Origin of the sequence: Paenibacillus macquariensis (assembly GCF_900156375.1) — a bacterium.
Lineage (GTDB): Bacteria > Bacillota > Bacilli > Paenibacillales > Paenibacillaceae > Paenibacillus_AQ > Paenibacillus_AQ macquariensis.
The window spans coordinates 129,686-145,746 of record NZ_FTNK01000009.1 but is presented as its reverse complement, the minus strand read 5'-3'; the positions used below and the strand labels follow the sequence as shown (position 1 = coordinate 145,746).

At 40.7% G+C, this 16,061-nt stretch carries 13 protein-coding genes; 5 read left to right on the top strand and 8 right to left on the bottom strand.

What is annotated here, in order from left to right; all coding sequences use genetic code 11:
• Window positions 1-33: 33 nt before the first annotated feature.
• The 7 genes from BW961_RS16940 to BW961_RS16910 form a co-directional block, all read right to left on the bottom strand.
• Window positions 34-1,254 (bottom strand): MFS transporter, encoded by a 1,221-nt coding sequence (locus BW961_RS16940; protein ID WP_068589057.1) that lies wholly within the window; start codon window positions 1,252-1,254, stop codon window positions 34-36.
• A 14-nt stretch (window positions 1,255-1,268) separates the two neighbouring features.
• Window positions 1,269-2,996 carry an ABC transporter ATP-binding protein gene (locus BW961_RS16935; protein WP_068588727.1) on the bottom strand — a complete coding sequence of 576 codons (1,728 nt, stop codon included), beginning with the start codon at window positions 2,994-2,996 and terminating at the stop codon, window positions 1,269-1,271.
• A 7-nt stretch (window positions 2,997-3,003) separates the two neighbouring features.
• Complete coding sequence (locus BW961_RS16930; protein ID WP_068588730.1) at window positions 3,004-4,761, bottom strand: ABC transporter ATP-binding protein; 1,758 nt, start codon at window positions 4,759-4,761, stop codon at window positions 3,004-3,006.
• 39 nt (window positions 4,762-4,800) lie between these two features.
• Window positions 4,801-5,766, bottom strand: a complete 966-nt coding sequence (locus tag BW961_RS16925; RefSeq protein ID WP_068588732.1) for an ABC transporter substrate-binding protein — start codon at window positions 5,764-5,766, stop codon at window positions 4,801-4,803.
• Between the two features lie 204 nt (window positions 5,767-5,970).
• Window positions 5,971-6,999: a FecCD family ABC transporter permease gene (locus BW961_RS16920; RefSeq protein WP_068589059.1), complete on the bottom strand. Its 1,029-nt coding sequence runs from the start codon at window positions 6,997-6,999 to the stop codon at window positions 5,971-5,973.
• 5 nt (window positions 7,000-7,004) lie between these two features.
• Complete coding sequence (locus BW961_RS16915) at window positions 7,005-8,060, bottom strand: FecCD family ABC transporter permease (RefSeq protein ID WP_068588735.1); 1,056 nt, start codon at window positions 8,058-8,060, stop codon at window positions 7,005-7,007.
• A 53-nt stretch (window positions 8,061-8,113) separates the two neighbouring features.
• Window positions 8,114-8,908 (bottom strand): ABC transporter ATP-binding protein, encoded by a 795-nt coding sequence (locus BW961_RS16910; RefSeq protein ID WP_068588738.1) that lies wholly within the window; start codon window positions 8,906-8,908, stop codon window positions 8,114-8,116.
• Window positions 8,909-9,629: 721 nt separating this feature from the next.
• Between BW961_RS16910 and BW961_RS16905 the strand changes: the two genes are divergently transcribed.
• On the top strand, window positions 9,630-9,935 hold the full coding sequence (locus BW961_RS16905) for a hypothetical protein (RefSeq protein WP_068588743.1): 306 nt from the start codon (window positions 9,630-9,632) through the stop codon (window positions 9,933-9,935).
• 109 nt (window positions 9,936-10,044) lie between these two features.
• On the opposite strand, the gene BW961_RS16900 is transcribed toward BW961_RS16905, so the two are convergent.
• A complete protein-coding gene (locus BW961_RS16900; protein ID WP_068589063.1) occupies window positions 10,045-11,541 on the bottom strand; it encodes a DHA2 family efflux MFS transporter permease subunit in 1,497 nt (498 codons plus the stop codon).
• A gap of 266 nt (window positions 11,542-11,807) precedes the next feature.
• Here BW961_RS16900 and BW961_RS16895 point away from each other — a divergent pair, with 266 nt between their 5' ends.
• The 4 genes from BW961_RS16895 to BW961_RS16880 all read left to right on the top strand — a co-directional run bounded on the left by BW961_RS16895 (window position 11,808) and on the right by BW961_RS16880 (window position 16,000).
• Complete coding sequence (locus tag BW961_RS16895) at window positions 11,808-12,695, top strand: TetR/AcrR family transcriptional regulator (protein WP_068588746.1); 888 nt, start codon at window positions 11,808-11,810, stop codon at window positions 12,693-12,695.
• Window positions 12,696-12,836: 141 nt separating this feature from the next.
• A complete protein-coding gene (locus BW961_RS16890) occupies window positions 12,837-13,304 on the top strand; it encodes a DUF1259 domain-containing protein (protein ID WP_068588749.1) in 468 nt (155 codons plus the stop codon).
• A 239-nt stretch (window positions 13,305-13,543) separates the two neighbouring features.
• Complete coding sequence (locus BW961_RS16885; protein WP_068588752.1) at window positions 13,544-14,887, top strand: serine hydrolase domain-containing protein; 1,344 nt, start codon at window positions 13,544-13,546, stop codon at window positions 14,885-14,887.
• A gap of 246 nt (window positions 14,888-15,133) precedes the next feature.
• Window positions 15,134-16,000, top strand: coding sequence for a pentapeptide repeat-containing protein (locus BW961_RS16880; protein ID WP_068588755.1), 867 nt, complete (start codon window positions 15,134-15,136; stop codon window positions 15,998-16,000).
• Window positions 16,001-16,061: the final 61 nt, after the last annotated feature.

The window sequence follows — 16,061 nt, the reverse complement described above, 5'->3', positions numbered from 1 at the left end:
GATACAAAGATCCGAGACCGAATAACCTCGTAGCTAGTGGATGTCGGTATGCACTTTTTTAAGATTCACCCCTTCTGGTTTGAGCATCATAGTAAGTAGTGTACATAGAAAGAAGATAATAGCTCCGAACCAATAAGCCGTCGCATAGCCACCGGCATATTCAATCAGCCAGCCCGCTAATCCAGGTCCCATCATTTGACCAATCGCATAAAAGACCGAAACAAAACCAATTGCCGCTGCAACGTATTGTGATGACACTTGTTGGCTAGCCTTCATCTGAATCAGTACAAGAACTCCACCAAGCGAAGAACCCCAAATGACAGAGGATACGATAAAACCTGCTATACTACCCCATTCAATCGGAATGATATCTCCAACTACAGACAATATTAATGCTGCAAACAACGCTTTCTTAACACCCATTCGATCGGCGAGTATTCCCCATAATGGAGCTCCGCCGATCGAGCAGATACCCGCAATAGAATATATAGTTCCTACCACCTTATTGGAAATCCCGAGTTCAATCATATAACTCGATTGATATAAATTCGGAATCAAATAGACAATTCCAACAGCAAAATAAAGCCCCGCGATCATATAAAGTTCCTTACTTCGCCAAACATTCGTCTTCTCCCGCATCCCATCCTTTTCAGATGATACAGATGCATGTGGATCTTTTAAAATAAACGATGCGAGTAGCATAACAACTACTGTCATAGCTGCAAATACCAACCAAGCTCCGCGCCAGCCAAGTGTTGGAAACTGTTGCAACATGAATGGTACAAGTGCCCCAGATAATAACATACCAATACCCGCCCCACTCATTAATAGACCCATAACCGCTCCCCTTTTTTCTGGGAACAAGCCAATCGCTATCGATAGTAGCGGCGTATACACAAGTGCACTACCAGCGCCAGCGATAAAGAAACTCACAGATGCCCACCAAAAGTTCGATACAAACACAAGGCCACATAAACCCGCAACAACTAGCCAACCACCTAAGAGAAGTACTTTTTTCGCTCCACGCCGCACGGTTAGAACACCTGATAAACCGACCGTAAGCAAATAACCTAAGAATAAGATTGTTCCTAATAACCCTGATTCAGATGTAGACAAAGACAAACCTTCCTGCATAAATGGCAATATAACCCCATAGGACATTCTTGAAAAACCCGTTGTCGTAACAATCAAAAGCATACCTATCAGAACAAACACCCAAAAATTTTGTTTCATCTCATCAGACTGTTTAGTCATTTTCTCTCCCCCCATTATTTAACCTTCCAACCACCTGCAGCTTGCTGCTCCTGCCAAAGATGTTGGTACAACCCTTGGCCATTTACCAGCATCTGATGAGTACCTTGCTCCTCTATTCCCCCATCACTTAATACGATAATGTGATCAGCTGACTGAATCGTCTTCAAACGATGAGCTATGACAACGACCGTTTTCTTTTGTGCCAACTTACTAATTGCACGCTGAACCAGCTTTTCATTTTCCGAATCGAGTGAGGCAGTCACCTCATCTAGCAATAGTATAGGGGCCTCTTTCAAAAATGCTCGTGCAATCGAAAGTCGCTGTTTTTCCCCACCTGATAAATGGATTCCTCCTGTTCCGACAACAGTGTCATAACCATGGGGCAACTTTTCAATAAAGGAATGGCACTGGGCTAATTGGGCGGCCTCAACCACTTGTTCAAATGAAGCATCTCGATTACCCATAAGAATATTCTCTGTCACGGTATCATTAAATAATTGCACATCTTGAAAGACGTAACTTATCCTGCTTAATAATTCATTACTGCTTATGTCTGTGATATCTGTATTTCCAATCTGTACGCTCCCTTGATTCACATCCCAAAAGCGGACAATCAAGCTTAAAATCGTAGACTTACCTGATCCTGACGGCCCCACTAAGGCTACGAGTCCTCTATCTGGAACATAAAAACTCACATCTTTTAAGATAGACTTATTTCCATATCCAAAATGAACATGGTCAAAGGTAATCGAATTATTAAGCGGGATAATCTGCTGTTCTGGCTCTGCCAGTGGCATTTCTTCCAGCACATCCTTGATACGTTCACCTGCATGAACCATAAAACGCAGTTGTCCCATATAAGTTCCAACTGAACGAAAGGCTTTAAAAAATTGCAAACTAATGATTAAAAAAATAACAAATATAGATACTTCAAGCCGACTCTCTATCAGTAAATAATTACCTGCAAGTAATAACACTATAAAACAGATTTCAATTGTAGCCGCATACAGATAGAGAATGGGTGATGCAAATGCCTCCACTCGAATGCTATCATCCCTAAATCGTGCCAATGCTTGATCTAACCTTTTAAATTTTGCCCCTGTTACTTGATAGGCTTTCAGTAATTGAATATTTTCTATATATTCCTGTAGGTGACCGCTAGCTGTCGCAAAAGACTCATGCCGTATTTTACTGCGTTTCCTCATTACTTTTTGCGACCACAATAAAAGTGGTACTGCAAGAGGCACCGAGATCAAGACAACGAGAGCTAGACGCCAGTCAATCCATACTAACAGCAGACCGTTTAGCAAACACAGCACGATCGAACCAATCATTTGCGGGAGAATATGCGTCATAACAAGTTCCACTTCGTCTACATTTGTTAATAATGCTTGGCTAATATCGCCTTGATTTTTCTTTTTAAAAAAGCCCATCGGCAACTTTCGTAAGTGTTCACCTAATCGCAGACGAAGTCGCTGTATAGATTGCGATCCCTCATTTTGAACACGCCTCTGTGCAAGCATCGAAAATACAAGTTGCAAAATAAAAAAGGCGATAAGACCTATTGTCCAAAACACTATCCATTCCAGACCTATCGATGCATGAAACAATGAATAAATGACCCAATACAATAATACATATGGAGCTACTGAACTTATCATCTCTACACATATATATAACAACGCTTTGTTTATCCATAAAGATCGGTCAACATGTAAAATGGCTTGTATCGTTCTTTGCATCTCATCCTCACGCCTTCCCCGCTAGCGTCCATTGATCCACTTCCATGTACGCATGCCACATCTGCTGATACAGTGAACAATGCTGCAGTAATACATCATGAGTTCCTTGAGCAACAACGCGTCCTGCATCTAGGACAATAATGTTGTCCACGTCTGTAATGGTCGACAGTCGATGTGCGATGATTACTACCGTTTTATCTTGGAGCAGATGACTAATTCCCGCTTGAATATGTGACTCATTCTCAGAATCCGCATACGCAGTTGCCTCGTCTAAAATAAGCACCGGTGCATTTCTAACAATTGCGCGTGCAATTGCGATTCTCTGTCGTTCGCCACCACTCAAATGAATGCCGCCATGACCAATCTTTGTATCATAACCATTTGGCAATGCAGAAATAAAATCGTGAGCTTGCGCTATTTTCGCCGCCTGAATGATTTCTTCTAAGCTCGCTGCCTGGTTCCCCATACAAATATTAGCCAGCAACGTATCATTCATCATCGAGACATCTTGAAATACATATGAAATAAGATTCATTAAGGTCTCTTGTGGAATGTCCCTGATAGAGATGCTTCCGATAAACAATCCACCCTTTTCCACTTCCCAAAAACGAGCAATAAGCTGGGCTATCGTTGACTTTCCAGCCCCTGATGGTCCAACAAGAGCAGTCACCGTTCCCGCTTTCATTGTCATCGTTACATCTTGTAAAATCATACGATCCCCATAAGAAAAACTCACTTTGTCAAAAACAATGGGATATTGTTGTGGAATAACCGACACATCTGCTCTCGCTTCACTCAGCTCCTTTGCCATTAGAATTTTATTCATTTTCTTAATACCTAATACCGTATTTTGCACCGTATGGCTAAAAGTTGATAGTTGCTTCATGGGCGCTGTCAAACCAACCCCAAGCATTAGAAAAAGTAACACTTCTGGTATCGTCAGGCTACCTCTTTGAAAGAACAACAAACTAATTGGCAGTATAAAAATAAGACCTGATTCTATAAACGCCGTGTACAAAACATACGTAGGCACTTTTTTACGTGATAGTCGCTTCCAAAGCTGTGTATAGTCTTCTACGGAGTTTTGATAGCTAGAAAATGATTGAACAGTCAAATTGAAAGCTTTAATAATTGGCATTGTAAGGATGTATTCAATCATCGTGCCATTCATTCTCTCCAGATGCTGATGATACTTCTCCATATCCTCCCCTGCACCACTATTCGCGCGCTTCACTTGTATAAAAACCGCACAAGGAATTGGCAATAAAGTAATCAGTGCCATCCGCCAGTCCACTGTCAACAGATACACAAACACACAAATTGGCGTAATAATCGAGACGATGAAATCGGGTAAATGATGCGCAATGAGCTGTTCTACCTTCTCCACATCATCGATGACTATTTTTTTCAATTTCCCAGCTTGCTGTTGATTAAAAAAACCCATGGGTAAGCGTCCTAGCTTATTCGTTAAATGCGTACGAATGTCGTATAACAGATTATAAGCCGCAATATGTGAAAGCAAAGAGGATAGACCAAGAAAAACAAATCGAAGAATAACGGCAATCAAGGCATATATCACAAGTTTCCATACAGTAGATGAATCTAATATCCCATTCAACCAATGAATCGATAAGTGATATATGATCACAAAAGGAACAAGAGTAAACAAGGCACTCATAACGGCATAGATGCAAGAAAATAATAACTTCCGACGTTGAGGGACTGCTAGATTTAATATCCACGATAGTTCCTTTTTATTAAACATTACTTACTCCCCCTTTCGGTCAATTGCACAGACTTGCCATTACTCCTTCACTATCATTTCACCTAACTCATCAATAAGTTCCCTTTTACCCATTGCCGTAAAGGCATAATTATAGTTCTTAGCACTCGTCATTCGATAAACATGATTGTTTTTAACAGCCTTCATGCTAGCCCATACATTATTGTCATCCACTATGGTCTGCGTACTATCAACCATTAAAATAATATGGTCAGGATCAAAAGATGCTAGTTCCTCAACACTGGTCACCTTCCCCCCCCACGCATCAGGTTCAGGTGTTCCTTCCGTCTTTGGAAGCAACATGTCATTAAAAATCATATCCGCTACGCCTGTAGCCGCGTAAATCCTGATCTCTTTCGGGGTTGCCTCAATAATGGCAAAGGTTCCATCTTTCGTAATTGTTCTAATTTTTTCTGACCAATCCTTTGCTGTCTTTTCATAGTCTGTAAACCAAGCGTCCATCTCTGTTTCCTTGTCAAAAATACCCGCGATAAATTCAAAACGATCTTGAAAAGCGTTAAAATCATACGGAACCATTACCGTAGGAGCAATTTTTTTCAATTGATCAACTAATTTTTCATGCCTTGCCCCTGCAATGATTAAATCAGGATTCGCGGACGCCACCGCTTCTATATTAATTTCTGAAGCATACCAACCAGCATTCACGGTATCTGGTTCCAGTTGATTGATAATAACGGGTGAAAATGCATTCGGGTTCTCTATATCTGTATTTGAACTAACAACGGGCTTAAACCCGAAAAAGAGTAATTCCTCTGTCGATCCCGAGACGTCTGCTATTCGCAGTGGGTTAGTTGGAATTTCCACTTCCCCAAGCTTATCTTTAACAACCTTGATCTTCGCATGATCCTCTGTACTATTTTTTGCTACTCCTACGGAGCCTTCTATTCCTTTCTCAGCTGAACAGCCAATTAGCAACGACATCATTACAGCTAACAAAGTAAACATCCTCTTTTTCAAAATAAACATATCTATCCTCCCTTCTCCAATTGATAACAATTATCATTAATGTCCACTGTTATCGTACGATTTCCTTTTATTCCTCGCTACCATTGGACGGATAAAGTGGCGGTCTTACGGATTTTTCTAAGATAATAAAAAGATGACCCAGGAATAATTCCCGAGTCATCTCTTTCTAAGTCCATTTATACCGCATTTGCGGAATAGAATAAATCAATCTTTCAAGCGCGACAGCAGGTAAAGGAAGTATGGTGCGCCTATCACTGCCACGACAATTCCGGCTGGAATCTCTGATGGCTGTAAGATCCATCGACCCAATGTATCCGCGATAAGAACTAATAATCCTCCCGACAATGCAGCTGCTGGGATTAGAAATTGATGCCTTGATCCAACTAACTGGCGTGCCAAATGGGGCCCAATCAGTCCTACAAAACCGATTCCACCACTTATAGATACACTTGCTCCTGCTAGTCCAACAGCTGCAGCAAGTAATACACGCCGCTCTTTCTCGATCGATGCGCCTAGTCCCATAGCCGTTATATCACCTAAATTAAACACATTCAATACACGGGCTTTGGAGAATACAAATGGAATGAGTACGATTGTCCATGGTAATAAGGCAAGGACAAATTTCCAATTCGAGCCCCAAATACTACCTGCTAACCAAGTGGCAAGAAATTGATAATTCTCCGGACTCAGCCGAAGTGTTAACACAATCATGATTGAACTAATCCCAGCTGCTACCGCTACACCCGTAAGGATCAACCTCATTGGCGAAATTCCTTCATTACGTTTATAAGCTAACGAATAAATAATAATCGCTGTTATACCTGCACCAGAGAATGCCAATACCGGCAGGAAAAAGATAGGGACGGATGTAGTCGTTGGAAAAAAGGATATGTATAACATAACAGCGAGACCTGCCCCTGCGTTAATGCCCAATATTCCGGGATCAGCCAACGCATTACGAGATATCCCTTGCAAAACACAACCAGATACTGCAAGTCCCATTCCTACTAATACTGAAATAACAATCCGTGGTAATCGAAATTCAAATAAAATAAGGTGTTGCTTCTCTGTCCCATAGCCAAATAGCGTTCGAATGACTTCAAGCGGCGTTAACCTAATAAATCCCGTATTCATACTGATCACGAAAGTAATGACAATAAGCAGCGCAAGAATACCGATGATAACAAGGTTTCGAGTCTTTGCCCTATGTTGATCTTTGGAGACAAATACGATTTCCTTCACAGCTCTCTACCTCCTCTTCGTGCAAGATACAGGAAGAATGGGACCCCAATTAAAGCAATCAACGCTCCAATAGGCGTCTCATATGGAGGGTTAATCATTCTAGCTGCGAGATCAGCCAACACGACCAAGAGCGCACCAATTACGATAGAGCAAGGAATAATCCAGCGATAATCATGACCGATAATTAGACGGGTAAGGTGAGGTACAATCAATCCTACAAAACCAACCGCACCAACAACCGAAACAGCAGATCCAGCCAACACGAGTACGATGAGCATCCCAAACACTTTAATGGTCTTTGTTTTTTGACCAAGCCCAATCGCCACTTCATCTCCAAGACTCAATAAGGTGATAGACTTAGAAATAATGATTGCCCCTATCATTGCAACAATGATCCATGGGGACATTACTTGAAGATTGATCCATTTTGTACCAGATACACCGCCTGCGTACCAAAACGCTAAATCCTGACCAATCCGAAAATAAAGAGCGATTCCTTCGCTAAGCGCACCTAATAATGCACTTACCGCTGCGCCAGCAAGTACAAGACGCATAGGTGTCAGACCACCACGTGACATCGAACCGATTCCATACACAATGGCAGCACCTAACCCCGCACCCAAAAAGGAATACATAATGAGGTACATAAACGGTAATCCTGGGAAAAAGGCAAAACATAGTGCCAGCATAAAAGCTGCACCCGCATTAAGACCTAATAGACCCGAGTCAGCCAGCGGATTCCTTGTCATCCCTTGCATAAGCGCACCCGCCACAGCAAAACATGAGCCCACCATCGCAGCTCCAAGAACACGTGGCATACGTATTTCTCGAATAATTTGATGAGGTGTTAAATCAGGATTGAAATGAAACACAGCTGTCCACACCGTTGCTAACTTAATGTCCGCAGCCCCAAATGAAATGGATAGAGCAATGGATACAAGTAATGCAAAAATGCCTCCAAATAAAATTATTATTGCCACAATGGGTCGAGATTGTTTGTTTGTTTCTGTTAACACTTCTATGTCGGCAGAAACTTCTGCTCGAGTAGACATACACTTCCTCCTTCATACCAAACTTTCTCTTAGTTCACGATTAAGAAAGTAAATTATCTGTTTTTCTGAAATAATTGATAGGATAGACATATCGGATTATTGCTAAATGGACAGGTTGCCATGCTGGCATCTATATTAAATACATTTTCTAAATTAGGACAAGTCATTACTTCTTCTGGTGTCCCCTCTATGATCAATGTGCCATCCTTCATAGCAATCATATAATCAGAGAAGCGCGAGGCGTGATTCAAGTCGTGAAGTACCATGACAATTGTCCGACCCTCCTCCACCTTTAGTCGTTGTAAAAGGAGTAAAATGTCCAGTTGATGTGCTAAGTCCAAATAGGTAGTTGGCTCATCAAGAATAAGTATTTCAGTACCTTGCGCGAGCGCCATCGCAATCCACACGCGCTGTCTTTGTCCACCAGATAATGCTTCAATCGGACGATCCTTAAACTCATTTAATCCAGTTACATCAAGCGCCCAATAAATAAATTTATAATCTTCTTTTTTTAATGTGCCGAACCCCTTCTGATGCGGAAAACGACCATAAGATATGAGTTCAAAAACAGTTAATCCCTCAGGTGCTGATGCCGTTTGTGGCAAAATTGCCATCCTCTTTGCAACTTCTCTCGTTTCTAATTGATGGATTGCACGTCCGTCGAGGTAGACCGCACCACTCTTCGTTTTCAACACACGTGAAATAGCTTTCAATAAAGTCGATTTCCCACAACCATTCGGACCAATGATTGTCGTTATCTTGTTCTCAGGAATAGAAACACTTAAATCATTAATAATAAGCTTGTTTGAATAACCCGTTGCTATTCGGTCTACATTAAGAGCCGTCATATTTCAGTATCCTCCCTTTCTTATATCAAGCTCACTCGATTTACGAGTTCGTGGGCTATAGAAATCCCGCCTACAAAACAAGCAAATTAGCATATATTTCAATTCTAAATGAAAATGATTATCATTCACAATAAGTATCATAGTAAGTACTTCTTTATTAATTGTCAACAAAAATAGAAGGGGCGCATTCCACATAATATTATCAAATTGATAGTATATTAAATTAATAAAATCAGATGTTTTATTGGATATCCTGATTGAAATGAGTTGAAATAAATATCTATTTGTAGATCAAACAACATGTTAATCCCAATGATACTAACCTCATTCAGATCTCTCCCCTGAATGGATGACTTATGATTAAGGAAACGGTTCAGACCTTTAAATGAATGACTTTAGTAAGATTACTCATAAATTGAACCTCCTAGAAAAATAGGTTTACTTCTTACGTATCCATGATCAGATGGGCCGACTTAGCTTTCAATTTCATCGTGATACCACCTCCCTATTTAATGACAATATCGGAATACGCTTTCTTATAAAGAGGATGTCGCATACACTTTAATAGTACCGAAATGATAATTTATTGCGTTAGAGTTTTGGAAAAATAAAATAAAGGGGAGATTGCTCATTGCAAAAATGGATTAATTTCAAAGGATAGTGTTTAATTGTAACTGTTGTGACACTAACGCAAGTGGCGTTTACATGGAGGAATCCGAAAATGATTAAGAAGAATAAATTGATGTTATGGATTTCATTGGGTGCTGTGTTGTTAAGCTTAGTCGTTCATATCCTAGAAAGTGTATTTCATCTATTTCCTAAACATCTAGCCACAATGACAATGGAACATACTCATTCCGGCCATTACTCATACATGCTTAACACCCTGTTGTTCATACCCGTCGTTTTATTGATTTTTTGCGTCTACTTATATGCCCGCAAACAAAAGGATCATCCGTTTCTCCCCCTAATTACCGCTGTATTATGGACTTTCAGTATTATTTCAATCATAGCTTCTTTATGGTGAACCCAAATCATTCCTAAACACACAGAAAAAGGCACTCAATCCAATGGATTGAGTGCCTTTTCTTATACCCCTCTTCTCTAGAAAGATCGAGGATAATGAACTACACTTACTAACCAACCACTTTCTCTTGTTTAGGTTGCTCCGCTGGTCTACTTCTTTTGATAAAGAAGGCAAGAACTAAGGCAACCCCCGCTACAAAGGCAGATACTAAGAATGCATCATTGATTCCTGCTATAGTAGCCTGCGATATAATCTGTTGTTTCATTTCTGCAGCAACAGTTTCTGAAGGTTGTGTCGTTAGTTTACTCATCGCCGCTTCCCCTATAGCTTTCGCATGTGTCGCTGTGCGAGTGGACATGATGGTAACCAGCAACGCACCTCCAATAGCCCCTGATACTTGTGAAATGGTACTATTCATGGCTGTACCATGCGGCGTATATTTGGACGGAATAGAATTCAAACCATTCGTCATAACTGGCATCATGACCATAGATATACCGAACATTCTCACGGAATACAACGTCATCAATGTCATGTATTCTGTAGTAATCGTCAATTTACTGAAGAAGTACGTTGTAATGATCACAATTGCTAAACCGATGATCGATAATACTCTTGCTCCAAATTTATCAAATATTTTACCTGTGATTGGAGACATAACACCCATAATTAATGCTCCAGGTAACATAAGTAAACCGGAATCGAGTGGTGAGATCTGTCTAATGCTTTGTAGGTAAATCGGCATCAACATCATAGCTGAGAACATCGCCATATTCAATGTAACTGAAATCGCTGATGATAAGGCGAACATAGGATATTTATACACTCTGAAGTCGAGCATTGGTTGTTTCAATTTGAATTGACGTGTAATGAATAGAACCAATGCAATTGCCCCGATAATGAGTGTAGAATACACAACCGGTGAATCCCATCCTTTATTCCCAGCCGAACTGAACCCGTATAGAATTCCTCCAAATCCGATAGCGGATAAGATAATGGAAAGAACATCTAACTTAATCTCAACTTTTTCTTTCTTATCATGCAGTTTGAATAAAGCTAATATGAACACTAATATTGCGATTGGTGAGATGATATGGAATAGTACTGGCCACCGATAGTGCTGAATAATCCATCCCGATAGTGTTGGTCCGATGGCCGGTGCAAAGATCATGACTAACCCGAACATCCCCATTGCAGATCCACGCTTTTCAGGTGGGAATGTCGTAAATAATACGTTCATCAATAGTGGCATCATGATTGCTGCCCCTGAGGCTTGAATCATTCTAGCCGTCAACAGAATAGAGAAGCTCGGTGCAAATCCACCGATTAGTGTACCTATTGCAAATAATCCAATCGCAATTAGGAACAGACGTCTAGCCGTATATTTTTGAATTAAAAAGGCCGTTGAAGGTATCATAACACCATTAACTAACATATACCCCGTCATTAACCACTGTACTGTTGAAGCACTCACATCAAATTCTGTCATGAGCGATGGCAAGGCTATATTAAGCAGTGTATTGCTTAGCAATGCAACGAATGCACCAATCATAAGAATGGCTAAAACGCCATAAGACGCTTTACTTTTAGCTTGTTGTTCTTTCATTATGTTATCTTCTCCCATTCTTTCTAGATTCGTAACCTCCTATAATTGTGTTCACGACCGTAAATAATACCATTAGTACAATTTTGGACTCGAGTTACAGTGAGATATATGATACACTTTTATTTCCTCTTTTACAAGGCGGATTGAACTTAAGCATTATCATGCCCCGTCGCATTTGATTATACAATCCGTCGGATTCCATTGTAATAGAAGTGGAAATAAGCTAGTCTAATCTAGAATATGAGTCCAGTTAAAGGGGCATAGCGATGAATAAGCGAAAAGAACATGTTGTTCATAAAGCGCATGAATTATTTATTGAAAAAGGATATCATGCAACATCTATTCAGGATATTTTGAATCATAGCGGAATTTCAAAAGGTTCTTTTTATAATTACTTTCCTTCTAAAGGCGAGCTCTTTAAAGCTGTATTCACGTTCATTTACAGCCAGGTTAAAGAAGACCGAGATGCCTTGCTTATTGGAGAAGAATTGGACGATATACATATATTTACCCAACAAATTTATCTCACGATGGAATCGAATCAAAAAAATAGAATGTTGCAACTCATAGAGGATGCTATCGTCTCAAATGATCCAGATTTGATCCTATTTATTAAACAATCCAAATTCTTATTTCTAAACTGGGTACATGATCGCTTCATTAATATATTCCCTGAGGATAAGAAACCTTATTTATTGGATTGTGCCATACTATTTGCAGCACTACTGCCAAATATCCATCAAACAAGTCATGCTATGAATGAACCCATTTCCGTAAAACAAATTATCGATTATTGTATGGCGTGTATAACAACGATTCTAGAAGATGTAAGTGCTAAGGGACTTCAACTCTTCTCACCGGATAAAATACATACCCTGTTGCCAAATTCAGACTATAATGATTTTTTTAATAATGAATTTTCTTTTGCAACGCTCAGTTTGAAAAAAGTTATTGAAAAAGTATTCACAGCAAATAACCTTAACCAAGCTAGCTATCTTAAGTTATTATTCTTCATTCAAGAGGAAATCATGAACCATAAGGAACCACGGATTTTCTTAATTGAAAGCGCCCTGTTATCTTTGAAAATGTGCCCGCAGATTAATGAAACGAAAGAATTCGAACATTATCAGACCATATTATGTAAGATGATTTAATGAAACTTTAATGAACCTAGATAACCACTCCTCATCATGGCGTGGTTTTTTTTGCATGGTGTGGCGCGAAATGTAGATGAATAGCCAATAAGGTTTAGTACAACAATATATAGAATACACACGAATTAGGAGGTCGGTTAGGTGAAGAAAATAGTACCCTTCTTAATGATCATCTTATTGTTGATCATGCCAGCTGTCACAACCTTCGCAGCAGAGAATGATCATTGTAAAGTCCTTAAGACCTTATTTAACGGAGCTAGTATAAAACAGGAGAATCGGATATGTAAATTGGAGATTCCCCGAACCAATCTTCATGTTACCAACATGGGCGTGAAGTTGTCTCCAGAAGCGATTGGACTTTCATTCGGTGTAAACTTTGAACAAGTTGGAGATACCACAGCTGTTGTAGGTGAATTTGCGCTTCTCGGCGAGGAAGTAAATCCTGTCATTGATGCACTTCGAAAAGGGAACATTCAGGTAACCGCCCTACATAACCACCAAATAGGCGAACAACCGCAGATTCTTTACCTTCATTTTCAAAGTACTGGTGACATCACATCTCTTGCGACAACAGTTAAGAATGCAATCGAGACCACATCAAACAAATAACGGTATTTAATAATGAACGTTTCGCATTTATATCAAGGTAAACCACGTCTACTGATTCTGGCGTGGTTTTTTGGGCATGATATGATGCGATTGTGGGCGGCTCCTGTAATAGGAAGATCATTAAACATTTCCTTTTTTATACAAAATTTGATTTAATAGAAGTTAACAATGCTCCCATTTACATATCAATGAAATCGTTGGGAGGATGCATCATTCGAAGTTCACTTGTCTTAACCCTCATGTTACTCTATTGTCTCTTACCTACCTCGAACGCCTATGGATCAACTACACTACTACCAGAAACGGCACACACAATCGATAAAGAAATTGAAGAGAATATGACCCGCTTCAATATTCCGGGGATGGCATTCGTGCTTGCGGATGAGAACGGCAATGCATATGTTAAGGGATATGGACGAAGTGAATGGGGAAGCACCGAACGTGTTGATCCAACAACTAATTTTCACATCGGATCGATCTCCAAGGTGTTCACTTCATTAGCCATCATGCAACTTCGTGATCAGGGGCTCGTGAAATTAGATGCTCCTGTGACGCAATACCTACCCTGGTTTGCAACCAAAGACATCTCCCTCTCTTCGCGTATCACCATAAAAGATCTACTCAATCACACAAGTGGACTTCCAAGTCGACTGAATACGCATGATGTTGAAGGTTCTGATCCTGATCATATTGCATCCCAAATAGAGCGTAAGCTTCACAATGTTCAACTCGTTGCCACACCGGGCACAACATATGAATATACCAACATGAATTATGATTTGCTGCAGTTACTCTTAGAGAAGGTTACAAAACAATCTTTTCCCGAATATATGAGTCAACATGTGTTCAAGCCACTTGGAATGACTCGAACGGTCTATGCCCTTGGTGATATATTGCCAAATTCAGCTACTGGTCATCGGTACATCTGGGGAAATATTCAACCCTTTCACGAGCAATTATCCTATGCAACTTTAGGTTCTGCTGGGTTAACAACGAATGCCGAGGATTTCGGTAAATATATTTCTTTTCTGCTAGGTCGCTCATCCGAAGGTAATTCTTCCGTTCTTCGATCAGAGACCTTACTTGAAATGCATACACCAGCTATTTACGATCAATCTACAGGGTTTGGATTCGGTTGGGAGGTCTCCCCGAATACCATCGAGAAGAAGGGCGGTTTGCCAGGGTTTACTGCTAACTTAATTATTTTTCCGAATAGATCATACGGTTTTGCGCTCTTATCTAACACTAAGCAAGATATCACAGATCATACCAACTTCAACATTTCTCGCATCCTAGAGGGTAATTCTCCAACATATCTATCCAAACAGAATTTCCCTGCAATTACGCCTATTAATAAAGGAATCTTAATGGTTAGCACGTTGTTTACCATCATGATACTTCTCATGTGGTTACCGAATTTTCGCTCATGGCTGAATAAGAAATCAAGATACTCCTTCCAAAGACCAACTCTTCCCACAATTCTCGTGTGTTGGGTGTTAAATGGTCTGCTGCTAATCGGCGTATCGTATTACATATATTCGTACATTCCGTACGCGAGTGGAACGCCTCACTTTATCAATTAACGACTGCTCCTGATACCGTGAATGGATTGACTATACTCTCTATAACCTACCTTTTTCTCAGTATTTCAATAGCATGTAAACCTCTATTGCGCAGAGATCCGATTATTTCAAAAGAATTATAAAAATGAAGCCACTCCGTATAAATGAATGGAGTGGCTTCTTAAATATATACAAATATTGACAGGTGAAATGTTCAGCACTAATCTATAATAATTAATAACGATGAAGCCAAAAGGAGAACTCATATTGTCTGAGAATCACGAATATTCAGAATCTTACCAAGACTGGCCTCGCCATAGTCTGCAGGCTGACTGCGAGAACTGCTTCGGCTTGTGTTGTGCCGCGCTACCCTTCGCAGCTTCAGTAGACTTCGCGATAGACAAAGACGCAGGTCAACCCTGCCACAACCTGCAACCCGACTTCCGCTGCGGTATTCACACAACCCTCAGACAGCAGGGTTTTCGAGGTTGCACTGTATTTGACTGCTTCGGAGCAGGGCAAAAGGTTTCCCAAGTTACTTACGGCGGACAAGACTGGCGGCAAGCGCCAGGAACCGCAATGCAAATGTTCGATGTGTTATCGATCATGCGGCAACTTCATGAGTTGCTCTGGTACTTGAGTGAAGCCATGACATTGCACGCAGCCCGATCGATTCACAGTGAGGTGAGCACAGCGTTCGAGGAGACGGAGCGTCTCACGCGCCTCACTCCCGATTCCCTCATGGAACTGGACATGATAGCACACCGAGCAGAAATCAATGTACTACTCCTACAGACCAGTGAACTTGTTCGAGCAGAAGCCGAGCGCAAGCAGAAGAACTCCTCAGGGCGCCAGAAAAATCTCGGTCGAGGAGCTGATCTCATTGGGGCCAACCTCAAAGGAGCCAATCTTAGAGCCGCCAATTTGAGAGGAGCTTACCTGATTGCCGCTGACCTCAGAGGCGCGAACCTAAGATACGCTGACCTCATTGGTGCTGATTTCCGAGACGCTGACATCCGCGATGCCGACCTCACCGGAAGTATCTTTCTCACACAATTCCAGGTCAACGGGGCAAAAGGAAATACCGATACGAAGTTACCGCCATCGCTCACTCGCCCAACGCACTGGTCATGATTGGAATAGCAAAGATAACCATCGATTAAGAGGGTTATTTTAACTCCAATTGATGCATCAC

What these genes read in the sequence shown, in the direction of transcription:
- BW961_RS16940 (WP_068589057.1), bottom strand. Translation starts at nt 1,254, where the DNA reads ATGACTAAACAGTCTGATGAGATGAAACAAAATTTTTGGGTGTTTGTT.
- BW961_RS16935 (WP_068588727.1), bottom strand. Translation starts at nt 2,996, where the DNA reads ATGCAAAGAACGATACAAGCCATTTTACATGTTGACCGATCTTTATGG.
- BW961_RS16930 (WP_068588730.1), bottom strand. Translation starts at nt 4,761, where the DNA reads ATGTTTAATAAAAAGGAACTATCGTGGATATTAAATCTAGCAGTCCCT.
- BW961_RS16925 (WP_068588732.1), bottom strand. Translation starts at nt 5,766, where the DNA reads ATGTTTATTTTGAAAAAGAGGATGTTTACTTTGTTAGCTGTAATGATG.
- BW961_RS16915 (WP_068588735.1), bottom strand. Translation starts at nt 8,060, where the DNA reads ATGTCTACTCGAGCAGAAGTTTCTGCCGACATAGAAGTGTTAACAGAA.
- BW961_RS16910 (WP_068588738.1), bottom strand. Translation starts at nt 8,908, where the DNA reads ATGACGGCTCTTAATGTAGACCGAATAGCAACGGGTTATTCAAACAAG.
- BW961_RS16905 (WP_068588743.1), top strand. Translation starts at nt 9,630, where the DNA reads ATGATTAAGAAGAATAAATTGATGTTATGGATTTCATTGGGTGCTGTG.
- BW961_RS16900 (WP_068589063.1), bottom strand. Translation starts at nt 11,541, where the DNA reads ATGAAAGAACAACAAGCTAAAAGTAAAGCGTCTTATGGCGTTTTAGCC.
- BW961_RS16895 (WP_068588746.1), top strand. Translation starts at nt 11,808, where the DNA reads ATGAATAAGCGAAAAGAACATGTTGTTCATAAAGCGCATGAATTATTT.
- BW961_RS16885 (WP_068588752.1), top strand. Translation starts at nt 13,544, where the DNA reads ATGTTACTCTATTGTCTCTTACCTACCTCGAACGCCTATGGATCAACT.